This window comes from Shimia sp. (genome assembly GCF_965227725.1).
In the GTDB taxonomy this organism is placed as follows: domain Bacteria; phylum Pseudomonadota; class Alphaproteobacteria; order Rhodobacterales; family Rhodobacteraceae; genus Shimia.
On record NZ_CBDDGH010000001.1, the window covers coordinates 93,573 to 117,947 of the forward strand.

The window sequence follows — 24,375 nt, forward strand, 5'->3', positions numbered from 1 at the left end:
ACCCCGCTCTAAAAAGCGCCGGTGTTTTGAAACTCGACATCCGCGCGCAATCGCTGGCTCCGCACCAAACGCGCGTTTGTCAGGTCGTTTTCCTCTGCGCGCTGCACCGCCTGCTCTTGTGACAGCCCGTGGGTCAGCCACCGCTCCACCAGACGCCGACGCAGCTCTTCCTCTGGCACCGACAGAAAAACCGATACATCCCAAATGCCTGGCAGCGCCCGCCAGACCGGCGCGTCAAACAGCAGGTAATTGCCTTCAACCACCACCGTATCGCAATCCGCCGACACCGCGCCACCACCGGGTATGGTCACATCGCGGGCACGGTCAAAGGTTGGGTAGGCCAGCACCCCGCCTTGAGACAGCTGGCCCGCCAAGGCCACAAACCCTTCGGCATCAAAGGTATTTGGCGCGCCCTTGCGCGCCAGAAGCCCCAGATCCACGAGGTCTTGATTGTCCATGTGAAACCCGTCCATCGGCACAACCTGCGCCGCTGATCCGGCGGCACTCAACCGCACAGCAATCTCTTCTGCCAGCGTGGATTTCCCGCTCGCCGGGGCGCCCGCCACAGCCACAACCCGGCGCGCACCTTTGCGCGGCGCGGCTCCTATGGCCGCAACCAGCACCTCCAAATCCTGCAACACGCGGCTCACGCCGCCTCCGATGGCGCAGCCTTCGCCCCCGTCATAAAGGCCACCGCATCTGACATGGTGTAATCCTTTGGATCAATCACACAGAGCCGCTTGCCCAGACGGTGCACATGAATGCGATCGGCCACCTCAAACACATGCGGCATGTTATGGCTGATCAGGATGATCGGAATGCCCCGCGCCTTCACATCCTGAATCAGCTCCAGCACTTTCCGGCTCTCTTTCACCCCCAGCGCCGCGGTGGGCTCATCCAGAATGATCACCTTGGAGCCAAACGCCGCCGCACGCGCCACCGCCACGCCCTGTCTCTGACCGCCAGAGAGGGTTTCCACCGCCTGATTGATGTTCTGAATGGTCATCAAACCCAGCTCGCTCAGCTTGTCGCGGGCAAATTTCTCCATGGCGGGCCGGTCGAGCTGGCGCATCCATTTGCCGCGAAAACCGGGTTTGCGCAGTTCTCGCCCCATGAACATATTGTCAGCAATCGACAGCGCAGGCGACATCGCAAGAGTTTGATAAACCGTCTCAATCCCCGCCTCCCGCGCCTCAATGGGGGAGGTAAAGCGCACCTCTTTGCCCTCCAGCGTCACCGTGCCTTCATCGGGGATCACCGCACCGGAGACCGCCTTGATCAGCGAGCTTTTCCCGGCACCGTTGTCGCCAATCACCGCCAAAATCTCGCCCGGCATCAGGTCAAAGTCACAATGATCCAGCGCCGTCACACGACCATAGCGTTTGACCAGGCCGCGGCCTTTCAAAATCGGTTCCATTATGCCGCCACCTTTCTAATCCACTGATCCACGGCCACCGCGCCGATGATGAGTGCGCCGATGAGCAGGAAGGTCCATTGCGCATCCGCCCCGGCCAGTCGCAGCCCCAGTGTGAAGACCCCCACAATCAGCGCGCCAAAGAATGTGCCCAGAATGGAGCCGCGCCCGCCAAAGAGCGAGATGCCCCCGATCACCACCGCGGTGATGCTCTCGATGTTCAGAAGTTGCCCCGATGTTGGCGAAACAGAGCCAATCCGCCCGATCAACGCCCAGCCCGCAAAGGCGCAGATCAGCCCGGCTAGCGCATAGACAGAGATCAGCACGCCTTTCACATTCACGCCCGACAGCTCCGCCGCTTCAGGGTCATCGCCCACCGCATAGACATGCCTGCCCCAAGCCGTGTGTTTCAGCACATAGGCCAGTACGACAACCAGAAGCACCATGAAGACCACGCCCAACGTGAAAACGGCCCCGCCCAGTTTGAATTTCGCCCCCAAGAGCTGCAACAAAGGCGCCTCTGCGGCGATGTCCTGTGAGCGGATGGTTTCATTGGCCGAATAAAGGAAATTCGCCGCCAGAACGATCTGCCACATGCCCAATGTGACGATAAACGGCGGCAGCTTCATGCGTGCCACAAGCCAGCCATTGAGCGCGCCAATCGCGGTACCAAAAGCCAGCCCGAAGGCCACCGCCAACGCAGGTGGCAAGCCATAGCGAAAGGTGAATTGCCCCATCACCACGGAGGAAATCACCGCAATGGCCCCGACACTCAAATCGATGCCTGCGGTCAGGATCACAAGGCTTTGCGCCGCCGCCACAATGCCGACGATCTGCACCTGCTGCAAAATCAGGGTAAGCGCGAAGGGTGAGAAAAACCGGCTGCCCAGCAGCAGGCCAAAAATCACCACCGCCCCAACCAGAACGATCAGCGGCACCAGCGCCGGTGTGGTGTGCAAGGCGTGGTGAAACCGCCCGACAATCCCCTTTTTGCCCTCGTCAAAATGAGCAACTTCGGACGCTGAATCTGTCACCACAGCCTCATAATTCTCCGACTGAGACATGTGAGCCCTCCCCCGGCATTCTGTCTGAGCTTGTGCAAAAGGGTGAGGCTGCCCCCACCCTCTCGCGTCAGGTTAACACGACTTGGCCGCGATCAGCCCCAGCAAAGCTCGGTGCCTTTGGCGGTGTCGATACTGTCCACACCATCAACCGGCTGATCGGTGACAAGCGAGACGCCGGTGTCAAAGAATTCCTTGCCGTCAGAGGCCTGCGGCTTGGTGCCGTCTTTGGCCCAGGCGGCAATCGCCTCAATGCCTTTGGACGCCATCAACAACGGATATTGCTGTGAGGTTGCGCCAATAACGCCGTCCTTGACGTTGTCCACACCGGGGCAGCCGCCATCCACAGACACGATCAGCACGTCATTTTCACGGCCAATCGCCTTCAGCGCTTCATAAGCACCGGCAGCGGCAGGCTCGTTGATGGTGTAGACCACGTTGATCATCGGATCTTTGGCCAGTAGGTTCTCCATGGCGCGGCGGCCACCCTCCTCGTTGCCAGCGGTGATGTCATTGCCCACGATGCGTGGATCGGTCTCATCGCCCCATTTACCGGGGTCGCCCAGCTCAATGCCAAAGCCTTTCAGGAAGCCCTGATCGCGCAGAACACCCACAGTGGGCTGGCTCACCGCCAGATCAAGCATCGCAATCTTTGCGTTGGCCGCCTCATCGCCCAGCGCCGCTGCGGCCCATTTGCCGATCAGCTCTCCGGCCAGAAAGTTGTCGGTGGCAAAGGTCATATCCGCAGAGTCAATCGGCTCCAGCGGCGTGTCGAGTGCAATCACCAAAAGGCCCGCATCCCGCGCCTGCTGCACCGCTGGCACAATCGAGCTGGTGTCAGAGGCGGTCAGCAAAATACCTTTCGCGCCATTGGCAATGCAGGTCTCAATCGCCGCCACCTGAGTTTCGTGGTCACCATCCACCTTACCGGCATAGCTGTTGAGCGTGATGCCCAGCTCTTCGGCCTTTGCCGTCGCGCCTTCGCGCATCTTCACAAAGAACGGATTGGTGTCTGTTTTGGTGATCAGGCACGCGCTCACATCCGCCGCCGCACTGACCGTCATTCCGGCCAAAACAAGGGCCGATGTCGCAAGTAGCTTTTTCATAATGTCCTCCCAAGGTTCGCAATATTTGGATCTGGCTCCCTCCAGCTCCAGGCCTGCCTCTAATTCGTGACGCAGGATGCCCCCATAGGTAACGGCGATTCCCCGAGAGCTGTCAATAAATAAATTAACTTTATTAAATAATCGAAGCGCCCTATCTTCCAAAGCTGGGAGGAGCCTTTTATGGTCAGCCATATGGATGGCGGAAAAATCAGAGCACTCAGCGGCGGCGTGAATCAACGGCGCGTCCGCAACCACAATGAACGCCTTCTGATGTCCATCCTGCAGCGGCAGGGCGCCCTGCCCGGCATCGACCTCGCAAAGCGCATGGGGCTGACGCCACCGGCGATCTCCACCATGCTGCGCAAACTGGAAAGCGATGGCCTGCTTCAGCGCGGCGAACCCACGCGCGGCAAGGTGGGCAAGCCCTCCATCCCCATGCACCTCAACCCCGACGGGGTCCTGGCGTTGGGATTGAAGATCGGCCGCCGGACTGCGGATCTCTTGCTTCTGGATTTTGCGGGCAATGTACGTGCCTCAGAGCACACCACCTACGACTACCCTCTGCCCGCAGATGTCTTCTCCTTCCTGCATGACAGCCTTGAGACTTTGCTCGCCGCCCTAAGCACCGAGGAGGTCGCGCGCATTTGTGGCATCGGCGTCGCCGCCCCTTTTGAGCTCTGGCGCTGGAGCGATCTGGCAGGCCCCGCCGCAGAGCAATTCAAGCTCTGGAAAGACATCGATTTTGCCGAAGAGGTGGCGCGCTTCAGCGACCTGCCCATCTTTGTTGGCAATGACGCCACTGCCGCCTGCCGCGCCGAACATCTCTATGGCCGTGGCAAAGAGTTCCGCGACTATGCCTATTTCTTCGTTGGCTCCTTTGTTGGCGGCGGCATCGTCATGAATGACAGTGTGTTTGAGGGCAATCAGGGCAACGCAGGCGCGCTTGGCTCCATGCGCGCCACAGGCCCTATGGGCGAAAGCCGCCAGCTCATTGATGTGGCCTCGATCCACCTTCTGGAAACGCGGCTGATTGAGGCCGGCCTCAACCCCGACATGCTCTGGAGCCAGCCACAAGATTGGTCAGTGCTCAGCCGCTATGTCGATCCGTGGCTGGGCCAGACCGCGCAGGAGCTGGCCAAGGCCGCACTGTCTGTCTGCTCCGTGGTCGATTTTGAGGCCATTCTGATCGACGGGGCTTTTCCCGCCGATGTCCGCCAAGAGCTGGTGGAGCGGGTCCGGCGCTATCTGGTCAATCAGGACACACGCGGCCTGATCGTGCCGCGTATCGAAGAGGCTGTGGTGGGTCAGGACGCCCGCGAAATTGGCGCCGCCAGCGGCCCGATCTTCTCGCAGTTCTTCCTCAACACCCACGCCGGACTGTCCCGCTGAGCCGAAGCACCCGGCTTTGTCGCACCCAAAGTGCGCTGACCTATACCTGTGTATAGTCGCCCTGCCTTTTGCCACCCCAACCATACCTGAGCGCGGCGCGCGCTTGCGCTACCGGCCAGCTACCTTCTGGGCATTCAACCTGTGAGAGTGCCCGTGCAAATCCGCCATGAAAACCCCAGCGCCCAGCTCAGCTGGAAGGTGCACGCCCCGCTGTTTTTGGACACGCCAGACGGCGACCAAATCCGCATTGAGGCGTGGTCTCTGGCTGGCTTTGACTGGCCCGAGGACGCCGGATCGCCCCCGCAATCCGGCACCCTCAGCGTGCCTTTTCAGGGGGTTGATGTCCGCTTTGACGTGCGTCTGACCGCACCGGATGCCGACGGCACAGTGGCCTTTGAAGGCCTCAGCGGGCGTCAGCGCGAAACGCTGGCGCTGTTTTACCGCTCCATCCTGTCCGGTCGTATGGCCAGCAGCGAAGACGTGATCATGAGCCTTGATACGCCCGTTGATCTCGTGCCCATGGAAGAAACCGAAGAAGAGAAAACCACCAACCAGCAATCCAGGATGCCCGGCTCTGTGCGTGCGGTGATACATGTGGTGATCTACCTGCTGCTGGCAGGCCTGATCGCCACCGTTCTTGGATCGGCTCTCTTCAACGGCCTCACCCGCATCAACATCCAGCACGGCCGCGTCGTCGCGCCCATCGCCGAAGACCTGCCTGCCAGCGAAGGCTTTGTGAAATCCATCCACGTGGTCCCCGGACAGCGGGTTGAGGCAGGCGAGGTCATGGTGCGCCTGCGCAATCCGGCCGCACAGGCAGAGCTGTCCCAGACCCGCGCCCGCCTGAGCCTTGCGGAGAAGGAGCTCGATCGCGTCATTGAGGCCCGCGCCATGCTGGAGGCCCTAGATGAATCTCAGCCCCTGCAGGTGCGGGGCGCGCTCGCAGCCCAGATCTATGCACAGTTCATCGGAGATCGCGGCTTTGACGCCCTCTGGAAGCGTTGGCTCGATATTCAAACACATGATCCCGAAGCTGCCACAGCCTTTGACCCTTTTGCCTTTGCGCTGGATAAACTCATAGAGCTGGAATTTGAACACAACGCCAAAGTGCGCCGCCTGCGCGCCACCCGCGACGCCAACAAATCGGCGATCTCCATGAGCCACGTGCGCGCGCCCTCAGATGGGGTGGTGCACGAGGTTCTGGTGCGCAAGGGGCAGCCCTACCGCCATGATGATCTCGCGGTTGTCTTTGAGTCCGACACACCGCGCGTGGCCATGGGCTGGGTCTCCGAGCGGTATTCAGAGGCCATCTTCATCGGGATGGAGGCGCATATCGGCGTCAACAGCCTTGGTCAGAAAACCACCATCGCAGGCACTGTCACCGATGTGCGGGCGGGCGCTGATCCCCGCCGCCCCGGCGAATTTGGCATCATCGTCACCGTCACCCCCCAAGACATCACTCCGGCTCAGACCAAATCCCTGCTGCGCCGCGACGCGCCGGTCAATATCCAGACCCGCCGCGCGGTTGGCCAGCGCATGATTGCGCGCATTCAATCCCTGGTGAGCCGCGATGAGTGAGTTGTCCGAGTTCGCCTTTGACAAGGATCTGACCCTCAAGCTGCGCGATCTGCAGACTCCGATCAAACCTTATTGGGCGCGCTGGACATTGCCCAACATGCTGGCGCTCATGGCGGTGATCGCAGCGCTGCTCTGGCTGCTGGTGAATGTGCCCAACCGCTTTGTCGATCCCAACGCTTTGCATATCACCGTGATCCTAGGCGCTTTGGGCCTGTGGCGCTTTGGCTGGTGGTTTACCCATTCGGTGCGCGCCATGATCTACGCCCGCCTGAAGTGGCCCCACATCCGCGCCCGCGCCGACGCGCTTTGGCAGGAAGGCTGGCGCCCCAAGCGCCTGCACATCCAGATGACCACCTATTATGAGGAACCTTCGATCACCAAACGGGTGATCGGCTCCATCCTTGGCCAGATCAAACGCGAGCGCATTCCCACCACGCTCTACATTGGCACCGGCAGCGCCTATGATGAAAACATCATCCGCCAATTCGTAGACACCTATGCCCAGGACATCCCCGATGATCTGGCTGAGCTGGTCTTTATCCGGCAAAACCAACCGGGCAAGCGCATGGCCATTGGGCTGATCCTACGCGCCATTTCACGGGCCGGTGCGGACCCCGACGATATGGTCATCTTTATGGATGGCGACGCGCTTTACGGGCAGGACGTTCTCAAGAAAACCCTGTCGATGTTTGCCTATGATCCGGAGCTTCAGGCGCTCACCACCGACGAAGAGGTGATCTGCTACGGCCCCACATGGATCGCCAAATGGCTCGACATGCGCTTTGCCCAGCGCCGCCTCGCCATGCAGAGCCACGCCCTGTCCAATCGGGTGCTCACCCTCACCGGCCGGATGAGCGTCTTTCGCGCCCGCCACATTGTCGATCCCAAGTTCATCCGCACCATTGAGGCCGACCACCTCAATCACTGGCTCTGGGGGCGCTTCCGCTTCCTGTCAGGGGATGACAAATCCACCTGGTACCGGCTGCTGAGCGTGGGCGCCAAGATGACCTATGTGCCGGACGCCACAGTCTACACCATCGAAGTCATCAAAGAAAACGGCCTGTTGCGCATGGTGCAGAACTTCCGCCGCTGGTCCGGCAATATGTTGCGCAATGGCAGCCGCGCCATCGCGCTTGGCCCGCGCCGGATGCCGTTTTTCATCTGGTGGTGCGTGGTCGATCAGCGCATCGCCATGTGGACCATGATGGTAAGTCCTTTCATGGCCGTGCTCGGCAGCATCGTGGCCCCCGGCTACATCTGGAACTGCCTGATCTGGGTGATCTTCTCCCGCGTCGTGCTCTGCATGTTCCTGTTTGGCTACAGCCGCCGCGCCGACATGACCTGGCCGTTCATTCTCTATCTCAATCAGGTCATCAACGCGTCGGTCAAGATTTACATGATCTTCCATCTCTCCAAGCAGAAATGGTCCAACCGGGGCAATCAAAGCGCAGGCGATGGCGATGGTCTTCTGGAGCAGCTGCGCAACGGTTTTGCCAAGTTCCAGCTGGTCACAGCGGTCACAGGCTTCCTGACATTGCTGATGATATACGTCGGGCTGATCGAGCTGCCGTTTTGAGGGGCGTTCTATCCTTTCGCGCAAATCCGCTTGGCCCGCCCCTGCTCTAAAGTGAAGGACACAACGTGGGTTGTGGCAACGCCGACCCCGATGCAGCCCACGCGGCAAACCTGCATGTCCCCTCATGCAGGCTTTGTCGTTTTTGGAGGTATCTCCAATCTTATCAAAAGGATAGCCTCGTGACCCAAAGCCATCCCCACCTGATCTATCGCCAGCAAAACGACCGCGGGCTTCCTCCTAAGCTCAATTCAAACAGGAGGACGTATTTATGGAATTCCGCGACTTTTCAAACCAACCAGCTGAACTTGTCACCCCCATCCCAAGCGAGAAGTCCAGCATCAGCATCGTAGGCCTCGGCTATGTCGGCGCAGTGTCCACCGCCTGCCTCGCAGCACTTGGCCACCGTGTGATCGGCGTCGATCTTGATCTTGGCAAAGTGGCGCAAATCGGCCGCGGCAAAAGCCCGATCCATGAGGCAGATCTGAACGAAACCCTCACGCAGGGCGTCAAGGATGGGCTGATCTCTGCAACCGACGATCTCACCGCCGCTGTGCGCGAGACGGATGTGACCTTTGTATCCGTTGGCACGCCAACCGCTGCCGATGGCGGCTGTGACGACACATACATTCGGGCCGCCTCCCGCGCGATGGGCGAAGGGCTGCGTGACAAAGAGGGGTTTCACGTCTTCGCCATGCGCTGCTCGATCCCGCCGGGCACCACCATGTCTGTGATGACCCCTATTCTGGAGGAGGTCTCCGGCAAAGTTGCGGGCCGCGATTTCGGCATCTGCTTCAATCCGGAATTTCTGCGCGAAGGCGTGGCAATCTCTGATTTCCACCACCCGCCCAAAACCGTGATCGGCACCACCGATTTTGCCACCGCAGAAATCATGCGCCGGATCTATGCCCCCGTGGATGACAATCCGATCCTCACCACCATCGAAGTGGCGGAAACCATCAAATATGTCGACAACGTCTGGCACGCCACCAAGGTCTGCTTTGCCAATGAGGTCGGTCGTCTGTGCAAACCTCTGGGTGTCGACAGCCACGCCGTGATGGACATCTTCACTCAGGACCAGAAACTCAACCTGTCCTCCTACTACCTCAAACCCGGCTTTGCCTATGGCGGCTCCTGCCTGCCCAAAGAGGTGCGCGCGGTGCAATATGTGGCACAAAAGCACGGTGTGTCGCTGCCGATGATCGGCAATCTGGAAAGCTCCAACGCCGAACAGATAAACCGCGCAGTCGAAATGGCCTCGGCCACAGGTGCCCGGCGCGTCGGCGTCCTCGGTCTTGCGTTTAAGCCGGGCACCGACGATCTGCGCGAAAGCCCGATCCTTGAGGCGATGGCCACCCTGCAATCCCAGGGCGTGGAGCTGCTGGCCCATGACGCCGCCGTCACCAAAGACACCCCGCTGGAAGGCCTCGCCAGCTACACCAAACATGGCAGCCAGGGTCTGGCGACCCTCTCGGCACAGCTCAAAGACATGCTGTGTGACGACATCGACCACCTGATGCGTTCGGTGGATGCGGTGATCGTCTGCCACGCCAGCGACACCTATAGGGAGGCCGTCACCCGCCACCCGGACATCGAGGTGATCGACGTGGTGCGCCTCTTTGACACCGCTCCCCGCAACATCGCCGTAAACGGCATCGGCTGGTAAGCCCGCACGCCTCCGAGAAACAGGAAAGGAACGGCTATGCCTGATCCAACAGAAAACACACTCATCGGGACAATTCTGTCCGACGCCTTTGATGGCACACAAGCCAGCGACCTCATGGTCGGGCTGGATGGGGATGACACGCTCACCGGCTCTGCAGGAAACGATATCATCCACGGCGATCACGCTCAGGAAAACCTGCTGTCTGGCACCTCTGGCGCCTCCGGCTTTCAGGATTATGCCAACAGCGGCAACTGGACCATCACCGACCTGGATGGCGGCCACCAATCCATGAGCCAAAGCCTCTCTCTGGCTGAAAACGGCGTCTACCGCCTGAGCTTTGATCTCGCGGCCAACTTCTCCGCCGGTCTGACCAACGCCTCAATCGAGGTGCTGGTGGACGGCGTGGTGGTCGGCGACTTCTCTTCAGAAAGCGGGGCCTTCTCCACCTTTGAGACCACCTTCACCGCGCAAAGCAATGCGCCTGAAATCACCATCCGCTCGGTTCAGGGCGAGGGCCAAGGCCCGGTCATCGACACCTCTGGCCCCGCGTTTCACTACGACAAAGAGATGGAGATCGGCGGGCAGACTGTGACAGTCGCGGCCTTTGCGGATGGCCAATCCAATCTCTATCAGGTGCTCAACGGCACGCTGCACGTCTTTGACGTGGAAACCCAAAGCTATGAGATCGCAGGCGCCGCAGGCACGATCAATGTGAACTCCATGGGCTACAACGCCGAAGACGATCTGCTCTATGCGATTGCGGTCAGCAACGGTGTCGACAGCCTTGGCAATGCGGTAGAGCGCTCTGACCTGATCATGCTCGATGCTGAAGGCCACAGCTACCGGATCGGTGAAACGCCTTACCGCTCCTGGACTGGGGATTTTGATGATCAGGGCAATCTCTGGTCTTTTGAATCCAGCATGGACCGCATCGCGGTGATCGACGTCGATACGTTTGACGAAAACGGCAATCCCGAGGTCACCGTGCATCACCTGCCCCGCTCTCTGGTGCAGCATCGTGTCTATGATGTGGCTTACGATGCCGGCAGCCAGAAATTCTACGGCGTTGCCCGCCCACCGGGGGAAGGTCAAGACACCATCCTTCTGGTCGTCGACATCTCTTCTGGTGAGCCCACATTCTCCACCGTTCCGGTCACATCAACCGTGGTGGATGGACAGACCCTTTCTGGCGCGCCTGCGATCACCTTTGGTGCTGCGATCGTGGATGCCGATGGCACGCTCTATGTGGGCGGCAACTCCGGCGATCACGATATGAACAACAGCACCCGCAGCTCCGGCGGCATCTATCAGGTCATCATTGATCCGGACACCGGCGAAGCGGCCTTGCACCTAATCACCAATGCACCGCGGTCTTATTCCAACGATGGTGCCGCAGACCCAACCGCAGAAAGCCCCTTTGCCGAGGTGGATCTCAGCTCCTCCGTGCTTCTGCGCGATCTGGAGCTTGTCGCCACCACCGAAGGCGCGTTGACCTATGATGACCATCTCTCGGGAAATGCGGGGCATGACACCATCAACGGCGGCATCGGCACCGACGCCCTGTTCGGCGGCAGCGCCGGAGACGCGCTGCGCGGTGACGACGGCAACGACTATCTGCACGGCGGAGCTGGTCCCAACTATGAAAGCAGCATCATATCCGACTACGACGGCGGGCTGCGCTATGACCAGTACGGCAACCTCCTGCCGGAGGACGACGACCTGCTTCTTGGCGGTGCCGGAGACGACACACTAGAAGGCTCCGCGGGTCACGACACGCTGGATGGCGGCGCAAACAATGATGTCTTGAATGGCGGATCCGGCTCAGACGCCCTCTATGGCGGCACTGGCGACGATGTGTTGTCAGGCGGCGGCCAAGACGACACGCTGGAGGGCGGCACCGGCGCGGACACCCTCGACGGCGGCTCGGGCGACGATGCGCTCTCAGGTGGCGCAGGCGCTGATCTGCTGCGCGGCGGGTCCGGCTACGATACCCTCAACGGCGGCGCAGACGCTGACACGCTCGAAGGCGGCAGCGGCCATGATGCACTCTCAGGCGGCGCAGCCGATGACAGTCTTGTGGGTGGATCAGGTGACGACTCGCTCAACGGCGAGGACGGCGCAGACTCTCTCCGAGGTGGTTCCGGCGACGACCAGCTGGATGGCGGCGCAGGCAGTGACGATCTGCGCGGCGGTGTGAACGACGATGTGCTCACCGGCGGCGTGGGTCGCGACAGCCTGCGCGGCGACAGCGGCAACGACGTCCTGAACGGTGGCGATGATCGCGACTATCTCAGCGGCGCGTCAGGCAATGACACTCTGGACGGCGGCGCAGGCGGCGACCGGCTCTACCTCGGGGCTGGCGCAGACCTCGCCTCCGGCGGCAGCGGCGCTGACCGTTTCATCTTCCGCAGCGATGATCTGGATGGCAGCACCGACCGCATTCTGGACTTCGACACAGATGGAGGCGACCGTCTGGACTTCCGCCGCCTGGAGTTGGGCGCAAGTGACGCGGAACATCTGCAATGGTTTGCCACGCATGTCACAAGCTCTGGCGATGATCTGCAGATCTCCCTGTCAAACAGCACCACGCTGGTGCTGGACGGCACAGCCGCAGATCTCGGCGATCTCTATGACACCATCCTGTTCTGACAGGCTCTTAGAGGTGGGCTTGGGGGCGCAAGCCCCTACTCAAAGCCCGCCTCTTTGGCGATCAGCGCCGCCTGCGTGCGGTTCTTCGCATTCAGCTTTTTGCAAAGGGTACGCACATGCAGCTTGATCGTGACCTCCTGAAGATCCAGATCCCGCGCGATTTCCTTGTTGGACTGCCCTTTGCACAGCCCGGTCAGCACTTCTTTTTCACGCTGGCTGAACTGCTTGGCAAAAGCGGTTTCCTCATCCGCTTCGCCCCCCGCCATCACGCTGGGCGGCACAAAGCTCTCTCCCGCGATCATGAAGCGCGCCGCGTTCACCAAGGATTTGGCACCCATGGTTTTGGGCAGAAACCCGATCGCCCCCGCATCCAGCGCCTCTTGCGCCACCTTGTTGTGGGCGGTGCCACTGACAATCGCAATGGGCTGTTCCGGATATTTGGCCAAAGCGTCGGTCAATCCCTGAAGCCCGTTCATGCCGGGCATGCTGAAATCCAGCAAAACGAGATCAAAAGTCCCCTTCTGCTCCAGCGCCTTCATGGCTTCAAAGTAGTCAGACACCGCAACAACGGCCGCCCGCCCCTCAGAGGTGAGGTAGGCAGAAATGGTTTCACGAACCATTCCATGATCATCAGCAAGTAAAATTCGCATCGAAACCGGTCGCCCTATGTGATTGGCCTGACCCGAGCCTAACTCGCAAGCGGTGCCAGAACCAGAGAGCGCTCCCTTATCCTTATAGTACTCAAATGGCATAGTAATCTTACCTTTCCCCTAAGACCCAAGGTCAAAAACAACGCAAATTCGATAGGTTTGAGTAAACCCGCATAGATTGCGCCATGGCGAGGCACACTTCCGGTGCGCCCGCGCGGCGAAAGGTATGGGCGACTATACGAAAGGTTAGTCGCGTAACCCAATGCGCGTCCCCGCCCAAAATCAAGCCGTGGCACAACAGTCCTGCGATGTAAGAAATCCACAGGAGTCGGCCCCATGAATATGTTGAAATCCGTTTTGTTCTCTGCCGCCGCTGCAGCCTGCCTTGCCACCTCGGCAGCCAGCGAAACCATCCTTGCGGTCTACGGCGATGTTGCCACCTCTTCCGATGGCGGTGCCTGGAGCTTCAGCGCTGAAGACCTGCGCACCCTGCCCAGGGAAAGCTTTCAGACCGAAACCATCTGGACCGAAGGCGAACAAACCTTTGTGGGCGTCCCCCTTCACAGCCTTTTGGAACATGTCGGCGCAAGCACCGGCAAATTGATTGCCATTGCTGCCAATGACTATGCTGTGTCGATCCCGACAACTGACGCGGTGCCCAACGGCCCCATCGTGGCCTATCTGCGCAACGGCGAAGAAATGTCCCTGCGCGACAAAGGGCCACTTTGGATCGTTTACCCATTCGCAGGCAACGCGGCGTATAAGTCTGAAGAATATTATTCTCGCAGCATATGGCAGCTCAGTCAGATTGAAGTGGTTGCCAATTAACCATCTGGGGTAGGCACGATACGCGATCGAAACTCTTTGATGCTGGGGCGGTGGCCACTCATAGCGCTTGGCGCGCTTTTGATCGCAAGTCTGATTATCATCGGCTTGCTTGGCCGCTCTGTGACCACCGACCTGCGCGTGCTGTCCACCGCGCAGCACGATGATGTTAGCTGGCGCATGTCGCAGCTGGAGGTCGAACTCCTGCGGTTGCAGAATGTCACGCTGGACGCATTGAACGACCCGCAGGCGGAGCTGAATGTCCTGCGCAAACGCTATGACATCTTCTACAGCCGCATCACCACCCTGCGGCAAATCGCGCTGTATCAGTCCTTCAAGGACGAGCCCGAAATTGTCGGCCAGTTGAAGATGGCCACCGACTTTCTGGACAAGACCACCCCCGCCATCGACGCGGACAACGCGGCCTTACGCGCAGCACTTGATGGCATCTATCGCGACATCACCGCCTTGGCCCCGGCGGTGCGTAGCCTGGCGCACTCCGGCATCGCAAGCTTCACGGCGCAAGAAGCGGCCCGTCGGGAAAGCTTTTCTGACACCCTGCGCAGCCTTGCCATTGGCATCGTTGTTCTGATCACCGTGCTGTTTGGGGCGCTGGCCACGCTGATCGGATTGCATCGGCAGGGCAAATCCATTTCCCTGATCAGCGACATCGCCCGCGCCCGCTTTGAGGCGGCCATTTCTTCTTCCCTTGATGCGGTCTTGGTTGTGGACGCCAAGGGTCACATCATCGAGTTTAACGGCGCTGCACAGTCGGTCTTTGGCTATCAGCGCGAAGAGGTTCTTGGGCAGGACATGGTTGACCTGATCGTGCCGCAACACCTGCGCGATGCCCACCGCGAAGGTATGGCCCGTTTCCTGCGCACAGGAGAGCGCAAGGTCATCGACGCGGGCCGTGTTCGCCTGCAGGGCCTGCGCAAATCCGGCGAGGTCTTTCCGGTCGAGCTCTCCATTTCCCTGTCGCTGGCGGCGGGGGAAACTGTGTTTGTCTCCTACCTGCGCGACATTACGGCCGAGCTTGAAGCCGAAGAAGCGCTCAAGGATGCGCTGGAAAAAGCCCAACTTGGCGAAAAGGCCAAATCAAACCTGCTCACCGTGATGAGCCACGAGATGCGCACCCCTCTCAATGGCATCCTCGGCTCGCTCGACCTGATTGATCAGACGTCACTTGGCGACAGTCAGAAACAGCACCTCAACGCCATCGCCGTCTCCGGCGATCTGCTTCTGTCACATGTCAACGACGTGCTCGATTTCTCCAAGCTGACCTCAGACGCGGATTTCGACGAAAGCGCCACCTTTGATCTGAGCGCCCTGATCACCGAAGTCACGGACAGTCTTCAACCGGGCGCAAAAGCGCAGAACAACACGCTTTCGGTCTCGTTCCAGTCCGAGGACCTTGGCTATGTGCGCGGCGCTCCGCGCGCGCTTCAGCGCTGCCTGGTCAATCTGGTCGGCAATGCCAATAAGTTCACCCAAAACGGCGTCGTCAACGTTGAGGTCGAGCGTCTCTCAGGTGGCGACGTCGAAATCCGTGTTGCCGACACCGGCGTGGGCATCGCCCCTGAAAATCTCGAACGGATTTTTGAAGAGTTTGTCACCATCGACACCGCCTTTGCCCGCACCAACTCCGGCACGGGGCTCGGGTTGGCGATCACAAAACGGCTGATCACCCAGATGGGCGGGGACATCGACGCGGACAGCCTCTTGGGCGAAGGCAGCCTCTTTGTCCTGCGCCTGCCGCTTCCCGTTGCCGATGCGCAAACCGCACCACAAAGCACCTCCGCCCCGTCAACGCTTACAAGCCTACCGCGCGCCATTCACGCTCTGGTCTGTGACGACAACCAGATCAACCGCAACATCCTGTCCGCAATCCTTGAAGAGCTTGGGGCCACCGTCACCTCTGTCTCCAACGGGTTTGACGCCATCGCCGAGGTTGTAGCACAGGACTTTGACGTTTTGATGCTCGACATCAGCATGCCGGAAATCGACGGCATCGAGACCCTGCGCAGAATTCGCGAGGACGCTCAGGGCACTCTGCCGCTCCCGGCAATCGCCGTGACCGCGCACGCGGCACCCGCGGATCACAAAAAGATCCTTGCCGCCGGTTTTCACAACCTGCTGGTCAAACCCGTCTCCCGCGCCTCGGTGCATCAATGCCTCGCAGGCGTCTTTGACATGCGGCTGAGCGGTCAGCCCGCCGACGCGCCTGCCGCGCCGGAAAACGAATATCTCGCCCGCTTTGGCCCCGAACGCTTTGCCAGCGCGCTTGCGGAAATGAACGCAGATCTGACGCAACTCATTGCAACCCTTGAGCAGAAGACGCACCTGACCGAGGCAGACCGCGACGCCGCGCATAAGATCTCCGGCTCTGCCGCCGTATTGGGACAAACCGACATGTGGGACACGCTGCAGACTCTGCAACACTGCCCCGATGCGGACTGGCAAGAGGACAAACCGCTTCTGATCGCCACTCTCAATGCACTGCTCAGCGCGCAAGCTTCCTCCGCCTCATGACCCTTTCACCCAATCCCTGCAGGCAGTCCGGCTCAAATCTGTCCTTAGCGTCGCCAGACCGTGATAAATACGCAACTATCCGAAAGTTGTATGCACCTCACCCAAAGGTAGATCATCGCGACAGATGCTGGTATCGTCCATGAATTGTCCAGATATCTTGCAAAGCGGTCAAACGGTTAAACCTTCCACAACCATTCGCGCAATACGAGAGCGACTATGAATAAGTACCTTGCGATCCTTGTATTCGCGCTGCTGGTGATGCTTGGCGTGGCAGAACGTTCAAGTGCGCAGCACTCCGAAGAACCGCTGGTTGTGGGCTGGACGGAAATCGCCCCCCTGTTTCGCGCGGAGCCGGACGGCCGGGCTGGCGGTTTCGGCGCCGAGATCATGCGGGAAGTGGCGGAGCGCGCAGGCTTTCACATCTCGTTTCGGAAATTTTCCCGCGCCGAAGATCTGATCCGCGCACAGGTTCTTGGCAACATCGACCTGATGCCGGCCATTGCCGCCCTGCCGGTGCTGGCGGAAAACAATATCTTTTCAGATCCAATAGCCCAAACCCACATGCGGATATTTATCCGCACGGAAGACGCGGAAACCCTCGACCCCGCCACAATGGCAGATGTCCGTATCGCTGTGCCCGGCGTCCCGGTCGGCACCGAAGGCACCTCCTTTATTGCGCGCAACGTCCCCGTAGCCATTCCGGTCTCAACCAATTCCATCATGGAACTCCTGCGCGGCACAGTCGACGCGCTGATTGCCAGTGACAACGTCACCATTGCAGACGCCCATGCGCTGCGCCTTGATCACCGCATCCTCGCAGTCGGCCCGCCGCTTCGGAGTTTTGATCGTGTCATCACCCTGCGCCGCGAGCTCGCAGACCTCATGCCCGCTATCAATCAGGCGATCGCCGAATTGGAGGCAGATGGCACCCTAGAGGAGCTGCGCGGCATCAATCGGGTTTCCGTTGCGCCTCTGGAGCCTGACGTGCTGAAAGTGGGGGTGTTTCACGCCCCGCCCTACTCCATGATCAATCCGGATGGCACCTTTTCCGGGTTTTCCGTCGACACCATCCGCCATCTCACAAAATCCGCCGGGATCGCCATCGAGTTTGTGGAAATCGACGAGGAAAGCCTCGCCCTCGGCCCCGCGCCAGACCGCTATGATCTGCTGCCTCAGGCGGCGGTCAACGAAGAGGCCCGCCAGCGCATGGATTTCACCGCGCCGATTGACCGGGCCTCCTTTGCGGTCTTCACGCGGGTTGGCGAAGGCCGCCAGATTTCCGACCTCTATTCCCTGATGGGCTCACGCCTCGGTGTCGAGGCCGTTGGCGTGGCCCGGCAACTGGCGGAAAACCATGAAGGTCTGGAACTGCGCATCTTTGACGGACCGGACGCTTTGCTAAATGGTCTCTTGGTTGGACAGGTTGATGCGATCCTGTACCCCCGACATGCCATCACCGTGGCCGCCGCCCGTCTCGGCGTGCAGGATCAGATCCGCGAAATCGAAACCCCGATCCACAGCGTCGACCGCGCCATCGCGCTGCGCTTTGGGCTCGGCCAGACCCGCGAGCGCCTCAATGCGGTGATCCCCGGCTATCTCGCCTCCTCCATGGACACCCAAATCCGCGAAGAATATTTCGGCACACCGGTGTTCTGGACAGACAGCCGCATCACATTTGTCAGAAACGCGCTGATCATCGGCGCCGTCTCCCTTCTGCTGCTGTTTATCGCCTGGGCCCGCTGGCGCCAAAAACGCACCACGCAGGCCCGCCGCAAATTCGCCTCCACGCTGGTGGATCAGATCCCCCTCGGCATGGTTCTGGTCTCGCCTCAAGGTGTCATCGAATTCGCCAACCAATTTGTCAAAGACCGCACCCCAGACGGTCACGCGCTCATGAAACGCGGGAATAACTTCAAAAAAATGGTCGAGACCCTGATCGACAATGGCACGATTTCCATGAACGGCAGGACCAAAGAAGCCTTTCTCGGACAGCTCGACGGCAATGGGCTGCGCTTGCACAGCGCCAATGAGTTCAAATTCTCCGGCGGCAAGACCTATGTGCGCACCACACTGCCGCTGGGTGCTGACGGGACGCTGCTCACCTACGCCGACGTGACAGAGGACCGCCGCCAGCTGACTGAAATCCGCAACCTAAATGCCAAACTGCTTCAGCAGGTGAGCCTCGCGAGCGCCGCCAACGCCGAGCTGCGCGCCTTTGCCTATGCCACCTCCCACGATCTGAAGGCCCCGACCAACACCACCTCTCTGCTCATCTCTGAACTGGGCGAAGCCCTCGCGCCGCATATGTCGGAAGATGATGCAGAGATGTTTGAAGATCTGACCGCCACCAATCAGCGCATGGCACAGCTCATCGACGATGTGCTGGAATACACCAACGCGATCGGCAGCGAGATGAAGCGCTCTGAGGTGGATATGGATGTGCTTCTGAGCGAGATTCTGGATGACCTCAAAGCCGACATCATCGCAAGCGGTGCAGAAATCGAGCGCGCCCCCCTGCCCAAGATCAACGCCCACCCGGCGCAAATGCGGCAGCTTCTGCAAAATCTGATCAGCAATGCGATCAAATTCCGTGCACCCGACCGGCCCCCCAAAATCTCTGTCACCACAGAGAGATCCCGGCGCGGCGAAGTGGCTTTCGCGGTCACTGACAACGGTATTGGCATGCGAAGTGAGCTTCAGGGGCGCATCTTTACGCCTTTTACACGACTTAATGCGCAAGAAGACTATGCTGGCTCTGGGCTCGGCCTTGCGATATGTCAACGCATAGCGATGAACCATGGCGGCAAAATTGAGGTGACGTCCGACGTTGGCGAGGGCAGCCAATTCCGGGTGCGCATTAAGGAAAGCTAAGATGATCAATAATCTGATGATGATCGACGACAGCAAAGTCGAACAAAAAATCTATCAGAAAATTGTGGAGCGCTCGCAGATCGTCGGCTCGCTGGAACAGTTTTATGAACCAGAATCCGCATTGGAATTCCTGCGCTCAAAAAATGGCATCACAACAGACGCCATTCTGCTCGACATCAATATGCCCCGCATGAACGGCTTTGAATTCCTCGAAGCCGCCAGCCAAGAATTTGGCGATGATTTTGCCCGCGCCGCTGTGATCATGCTCACCACCTCTATTTCAGAGGCGGATATGGAGCGCGCAAAATCTTTCCCGGTTGTCCGCGGCTATATCAACAAGCCGCTCAAAAGCGATCATCTCACCATGATCGACAATATGCTGAACGCGCCTGAAAGCTGACGCGAGGCACCTCGCCTTTCAGCCCTCACGCAGACATCCCAAACGCAAAACGGCCCGGGAAACCCGAGCCGTTTTTTGTGTCTTATCGAATGTAGAGCGCCAGAGCGCGGGCCTCAGCTCCGCGTGATTGCGGCACCCAGCCCAGCCATCAGCGGCTCAAATATCGGGAACGAGGTGGCAATCGGGCTGCCGTCATCCACGCTCACCGGCTTCTGTGTGGCCATGCCCATCACCATAAAGCTCATGGCAATGCGGTGATCCAGGAAGCTCTCACAGGTCGCCCCACCCGGCACATTGCCGTGGCCACGCCCTTTGACGATCCACCAGTCTTCGCCTTCTTCCACCTCAACGCCATTGGCGCGCAGACCTTTGGCCATGGCGTCAATCCGGTCGCTTTCTTTGACCCGCAGCTCCTTCACGCCTTTCATGACCGTGTCGCCTTCGGCAAAGGCCGCAACAACAGACAGCACCGGATATTCATCAATCATGCTGGCGGCGCGCAGCGGGTCAATCTCGGCGCCCTTCAAATCAGGTGAGAACCGCGCGCGCAGATCGGCCACAGGCTCGCCGCCCTCTTCACGCTCGTTTTCAAAGGTCAGATCCGCGCCCATGGATTGCAGCGCATAAAACAGGCCCGCACGGGTCGGGTTCAGACCAATATTGGGCACCAGCACATCAGAGCCGGGCGTGATGATCGCCGCACAGACCGGGAAGGCCGCCGAGCTTGGATCACGGGGCACCACAATGGTCTGCGGCTTCAACTCAGGTTGGCCCGTCAGGGTGATCACGCGGCCCTCATCGGTTTCCTCAACCGTGATCTCCGCGCCAAAGCCTGCCAGCATCCGCTCGGTGTGATCGCGTGTGGCTTCTTTCTCGATCACCACAGTCTGCCCCGGCGCGTTCAAGCCAGCGAGCAACACCGCAGATTTCACCTGCGCCGAGGGCATCGGCACCTCATAGCGCACCGGCACCGGATCATGCGCGCCCACAATGGTCATGGGCAAACGCCCACCGGAGCGGCCCACAGAGGTGGCGCCAAACAGCGCAATCGGATCGGTCACCCGCGCCATGGGGCGGCCATTGAGGCTTGCGTCGCCGGTAAACGTCACCGTGATGTCGCTGGTGGCCATCGCCCCCATGATCAGGCGCACACCGGTTCCGGAGTTGCCACAATCAATCACCGTGTCCGGCTCGCCAAAACCGCCCACACCAACCCCATGCACAGACCAGCTGCCTTCGCCGTGGTTGATCACCTCCGCGCCAAAAGCCTGCATCGCCTTGCCGGTGTCCAGCACGTCTTCGCCTTCAAGCAAACCACTGATTTTGGTCTCCCCCACCGCCATCGCGCCAAGGATCAGGCTGCGGTGGCTGATGGATTTGTCACCCGGCACATGCGCCTCACCAGAAAGCGGGCCGCAGGGGGAAGAAGTCATCGGGATCGGGGTGCCATGGCCGGACATATGCGCGTCATCCTTTGTTCAGTTGCCAAAGCTGTTAGCGCAACAAAGCCCCCCCGTAAATGCGTGGGGCTTTCTCATTCAAAAAATATCCCGGGGGTGAAGCCGCAGGCTGAGGGGGCTGGCCCCCTCACACCTTCCTGAAAGTCAGATAATGCGGCTTGCGGCCTTCGCGAAACGCCTTCTGCTCATAGCGCGTGGAAATCCAATCTTCCCAAGGCTCCCGCCAATCTTCGGGCTTTTCGGCCAGCCATTCAAAGCCGTGGCGCGGCACCTGCTCCAGTGTCTGGCGCACGTAATCCTCAATGTCGGTGGCCACACGGAAAATCGCACCGGGCTTGAGCTTGCGTGACAGCGGCTCCAGATGGTCCGGCGTCACAAAACGGCGGCGGTGGTGGCGCTTCTTGGGCCATGGATCAGGATAGAGCAGAAAGGCGCGGCTGAGGCTCTGGTCGGGCAGCACGTCAAACATGTCACGCGCATCACCGGGATGCACCTTGATGTTGTTTGCCCCCGCCTGCCGGATCTTGCCCAGCAGCATGGCCACCCCGTTGATGTAAGGCTCACAGCCGATGATGCCCACATCCGGGTTCTGCACCGCCTGATGCACCATATGCTCACCGCCGCCAAAGCCGACCTCAAGCCAGACGTCCTTGTCGCCAAACAGCGCCTTCAGATCGATATGGTCGCGCTCCGGGTTCTCTTCCCAGCTCACCTTGCCCGGTGACAGCACCGCCAGATCCTCATCCAGATAGGCCTCCTGGCTTGGGCGCAGCCCCTTGCCTTTGAAGCGGCCGTAAAAGTTGCGCCAGGGCGCGCCTGAGGGATGGTTGGTGGGTTTGGTGTCGTCAGACATGGCAGCTTGATCCTCGATCTTTGCGCGCAGCCTTTGCCCAAAGCCGCGCCAAAGGTCAAGTTTTGCCGAAGATCAGGCGCAACAGGAACACCCCGGGAATGGTCACCACAAACATCGTGATGCCGTAAACCGCCGAGGGCACCGCATATTCCGGGATGCCTACCACTGCGGCCACCATACCAGCCACGGTGATGCCAAGTGTCGCGTTTTGCACCGCCATCTCCACCGAGATACAGAGGCCGTCCGCACCGGACAGGCCAACCACCCGTGCCACGACCACCCCCAACAGCAACAACACCGCATTCAGCCCGATCAGGACCGGCGCGAGCGTGCCCACATTGGCGGCAAACATCGCCCAATTGTCCGCCAGCGCCGCCGCCACCATGATCACAAACAGCACCAGCGCCACCAAAGAAACTTTGCCCTCGTGACGGTCGGCAAAAGCAGGTGCGACAAAGCGCAACAGCAAACCAATCATCACCGGTACCGCCGTGATGACAAACATGCTCATGCCAATCGCCGTGACATTGAGCTCAGGTGCCGCACTGCCAAGGAAATATCCGGTGGACCAGCCCACCAGCGCAGGCACCGTCAGCACGGACAGCAAGCTAACCACCGCTGTGAGCGTGATCGACAGGGCCACCGTCCCGCCCGCGAGCTTGGTGAGAATACTGGAGGTCACGCCGCCGGGGCAGAACGACAGGATCATCACCCCCAGCGCCAGACCGGGCGGCAGGCTGGTGAGGCTGACCAACACAAAGGCCACCACAGGCAGGGCCACCACCTGCATCAGGATGCCCGTCAGAACCGCGCGCGGCAGGCTGAAGACCCTGCCAAAATCCGCAAAAGTCAGACCAAAGCCCAGCGAAAACATGATAATGGCCAGCGCCAGCGGCAGTGCCACTTCCAACAGCATCCCTTTGTCCTCCCTCGTTTTTTGCAAAACTCGCACAAAAACGCGGCAAAACCAATGCGCTCCTTAGCAGAGCTACTGCACAGGTCCCTGCCTGACCTTGTGCGCAACAAAAAAGCCCGCCGAAATCACCGGCGGGCCTTTCAAATTTCAGATCACAGCGGTGCTCAGATCGCTTTTTTCAGATCGTCCACCAGATCTGTGCGCTCCCAGCTGAAGCCACCATCCGCATCCGGTGTGCGGCCAAAGTGGCCATAGGCGGCGGTGCGCTGATAGATCGGCTTGTTGAGCTGCAGCTTCTCGCGAATGCCACGCGGGGTCAGGCTCATCACCTTGCGGATCGCTTTTTCGATCTCTGCCGGGGCCACTTCACCGGTGCCGAAGGTGTCAGCATAGACCGACAGCGGCTCAGACACACCAATCGCATAAGACAGCTGAATGGTGCAGCGCTCCGCCATGCCCGCAGCCACAACGTTTTTGGCGAGGTAGCGCGCCGCATAGGCGGCCGAGCGGTCCACCTTTGTTGGATCTTTGCCAGAGAATGCGCCGCCGCCGTGTGGGGCTGCGCCACCATAGGTGTCCACGATGATCTTGCGCCCTGTCAGACCTGCGTCCCCATCCGGGCCACCGATCACAAACTTGCCGGTCGGGTTCACGTGCCATGCGGTGGCATCCGTGATCCAGCCTTCAGGCAGGGTTTCGCGAATGTAAGGCTCGACCACGGCGCGCACATCCGCGCTGGACATGTTTTCATCCAGATGCTGGGTTGAGAGCACGATGGAGCTCACACCCACCGGCTTGCCGCCTTCATAGACAACAGAAAGCTGAGACTTCGCATCCGGGCCCAAAGTTGGCTCTTGACCAGATTTCCGCACTTCCGCCAGACGGCGCAGGATCGCGTGGGAATACTGGATGGGGGCCGGCATCAGCGCCTCGGTTTCCGTGGTGGCATAGCCAAACATGATGCCCTGATCCCCGGCACCTTCGTCTTTGTCCGCGGCCGCATCCACGCCCTGCGCGATATGGGCAGATTGCTCATGCAGCAGGTTGGTGATTTCCACCGTCTCGTGGTGAAATTTCTCCTGCTCATAGCCGATGTCTTTGATACAGGCGCGCGCGATCTCGTCGATCTTGCCCATATAGTCGTGCAGCTTGTCCTGATCTGACAGGCCCACCTCCCCGCCGATCACCACGCGATTGGTGGTGGCAAAGGTCTCTGCGGCCACCCGGGCCTCCGGTTCTTCCGCCAAAAAGGCATCAAGTACGGCGTCCGAGATACGGTCACAGACCTTGTCTGGGTGCCCTTCCGAAACACTTTCGGAAGTAAACGTGTAGTTCTGTCGTGTCATGAAGTGCTCCATTAGAAAGTCGATCGCCACGTCAGGAAGCCGTTGTGACGACAAAGTGTGTTCCGCCCTACCCGAGCAAAAATGTC

General features: G+C 60.0%; 18 protein-coding genes and 1 riboswitch. Of the genes, 9 read left to right on the forward strand and 9 right to left on the reverse strand.

Features of this window, described 5'->3' with window-relative positions; translation table 11 throughout:
• Positions 1–8: 8 nt before the first annotated feature.
• From ACO07T_RS00470 to ACO07T_RS00485, 4 genes are all read right to left on the reverse strand, one after another.
• Positions 9–650, reverse strand: coding sequence for a nucleoside/nucleotide kinase family protein (locus tag ACO07T_RS00470; protein WP_422047795.1), 642 nt, complete (start codon positions 648–650; stop codon positions 9–11).
• Complete coding sequence (locus tag ACO07T_RS00475) at positions 647–1,417, reverse strand: ATP-binding cassette domain-containing protein (protein ID WP_209061808.1); 771 nt, start codon at positions 1,415–1,417, stop codon at positions 647–649. Before ACO07T_RS00475 ends, ACO07T_RS00470 begins: the two co-directional genes overlap by 4 nt.
• On the reverse strand, positions 1,417–2,478 hold the full coding sequence (locus ACO07T_RS00480; RefSeq protein ID WP_422047796.1) for an ABC transporter permease: 1,062 nt from the start codon (positions 2,476–2,478) through the stop codon (positions 1,417–1,419). The genes ACO07T_RS00475 and ACO07T_RS00480 overlap by 1 nt, the downstream gene beginning before the upstream one ends.
• 92 nt (positions 2,479–2,570) lie before the next feature.
• Positions 2,571–3,581, reverse strand: coding sequence for a sugar ABC transporter substrate-binding protein (locus ACO07T_RS00485; protein ID WP_209061812.1), 1,011 nt, complete (start codon positions 3,579–3,581; stop codon positions 2,571–2,573).
• Between the two features lie 192 nt (positions 3,582–3,773).
• On the opposite strand from ACO07T_RS00485, the gene ACO07T_RS00490 reads away from it, so the two are divergent.
• From ACO07T_RS00490 to ACO07T_RS00510, 5 genes are all read left to right on the forward strand, one after another.
• Positions 3,774–4,970: an ROK family transcriptional regulator gene (locus ACO07T_RS00490; protein ID WP_422048583.1), complete on the forward strand. Its 1,197-nt coding sequence runs from the start codon at positions 3,774–3,776 to the stop codon at positions 4,968–4,970.
• 153 nt (positions 4,971–5,123) lie between these two features.
• Complete coding sequence (locus ACO07T_RS00495) at positions 5,124–6,548, forward strand: HlyD family secretion protein (protein ID WP_422047797.1); 1,425 nt, start codon at positions 5,124–5,126, stop codon at positions 6,546–6,548.
• Entirely contained in the window at positions 6,541–8,124 is a 1,584-nt protein-coding gene (locus tag ACO07T_RS00500; RefSeq protein ID WP_422047798.1) for a glycosyltransferase, read from the forward strand. Before ACO07T_RS00495 ends, ACO07T_RS00500 begins: the two co-directional genes overlap by 8 nt.
• 268 nt (positions 8,125–8,392) lie before the next feature.
• A complete protein-coding gene (locus tag ACO07T_RS00505) occupies positions 8,393–9,787 on the forward strand; it encodes a nucleotide sugar dehydrogenase (protein ID WP_422047799.1) in 1,395 nt (464 codons plus the stop codon).
• A gap of 36 nt (positions 9,788–9,823) precedes the next feature.
• Positions 9,824–12,436 carry a calcium-binding protein gene (locus tag ACO07T_RS00510; RefSeq protein WP_422047800.1) on the forward strand — a complete coding sequence of 871 codons (2,613 nt, stop codon included), beginning with the start codon at positions 9,824–9,826 and terminating at the stop codon, positions 12,434–12,436.
• A gap of 35 nt (positions 12,437–12,471) precedes the next feature.
• Here ACO07T_RS00510 and ACO07T_RS00515 read toward each other — a convergent pair whose 3' ends face one another.
• On the reverse strand, positions 12,472–13,086 hold the full coding sequence (locus ACO07T_RS00515; protein ID WP_422047801.1) for a response regulator transcription factor: 615 nt from the start codon (positions 13,084–13,086) through the stop codon (positions 12,472–12,474).
• A 336-nt stretch (positions 13,087–13,422) separates the two neighbouring features.
• On the opposite strand from ACO07T_RS00515, the gene ACO07T_RS00520 reads away from it, so the two are divergent.
• From ACO07T_RS00520 to ACO07T_RS00535, 4 genes are all read left to right on the forward strand, one after another.
• Positions 13,423–13,914: a molybdopterin-dependent oxidoreductase gene (locus tag ACO07T_RS00520; RefSeq protein ID WP_422047802.1), complete on the forward strand. Its 492-nt coding sequence runs from the start codon at positions 13,423–13,425 to the stop codon at positions 13,912–13,914.
• A 78-nt stretch (positions 13,915–13,992) separates the two neighbouring features.
• On the forward strand, positions 13,993–16,443 hold the full coding sequence (locus tag ACO07T_RS00525; RefSeq protein WP_422047803.1) for a PAS domain S-box protein: 2,451 nt from the start codon (positions 13,993–13,995) through the stop codon (positions 16,441–16,443).
• A 216-nt stretch (positions 16,444–16,659) separates the two neighbouring features.
• Positions 16,660–19,314, forward strand: a complete 2,655-nt coding sequence (locus ACO07T_RS00530; protein WP_422047804.1) for an ATP-binding protein — start codon at positions 16,660–16,662, stop codon at positions 19,312–19,314.
• A 1-nt stretch (position 19,315) separates the two neighbouring features.
• Positions 19,316–19,714 carry a response regulator gene (locus ACO07T_RS00535; protein ID WP_422047805.1) on the forward strand — a complete coding sequence of 133 codons (399 nt, stop codon included), beginning with the start codon at positions 19,316–19,318 and terminating at the stop codon, positions 19,712–19,714.
• A gap of 113 nt (positions 19,715–19,827) precedes the next feature.
• Here ACO07T_RS00535 and aroA read toward each other — a convergent pair whose 3' ends face one another.
• The 4 genes from aroA to metK form a co-directional block, all read right to left on the reverse strand.
• The gene (aroA, locus tag ACO07T_RS00540; protein ID WP_422047806.1) at positions 19,828–21,174 is read right to left on the reverse strand and encodes a 3-phosphoshikimate 1-carboxyvinyltransferase; all 1,347 of its coding nucleotides are present in this window, start codon (positions 21,172–21,174) and stop codon (positions 19,828–19,830) included.
• 127 nt (positions 21,175–21,301) lie between these two features.
• Positions 21,302–22,027, reverse strand: coding sequence for a tRNA (guanosine(46)-N7)-methyltransferase TrmB (trmB, locus tag ACO07T_RS00545; protein ID WP_422047807.1), 726 nt, complete (start codon positions 22,025–22,027; stop codon positions 21,302–21,304).
• A gap of 55 nt (positions 22,028–22,082) precedes the next feature.
• Entirely contained in the window at positions 22,083–22,979 is an 897-nt protein-coding gene (locus tag ACO07T_RS00550; protein ID WP_422047808.1) for a bile acid:sodium symporter family protein, read from the reverse strand.
• A gap of 128 nt (positions 22,980–23,107) precedes the next feature.
• Entirely contained in the window at positions 23,108–24,289 is a 1,182-nt protein-coding gene (gene metK / locus ACO07T_RS00555) for a methionine adenosyltransferase (RefSeq protein WP_422047809.1), read from the reverse strand.
• Positions 24,290–24,293: 4 nt separating this feature from the next.
• Positions 24,294–24,343: riboswitch (SAM-SAH riboswitch) on the reverse strand.
• Positions 24,344–24,375: the final 32 nt, after the last annotated feature.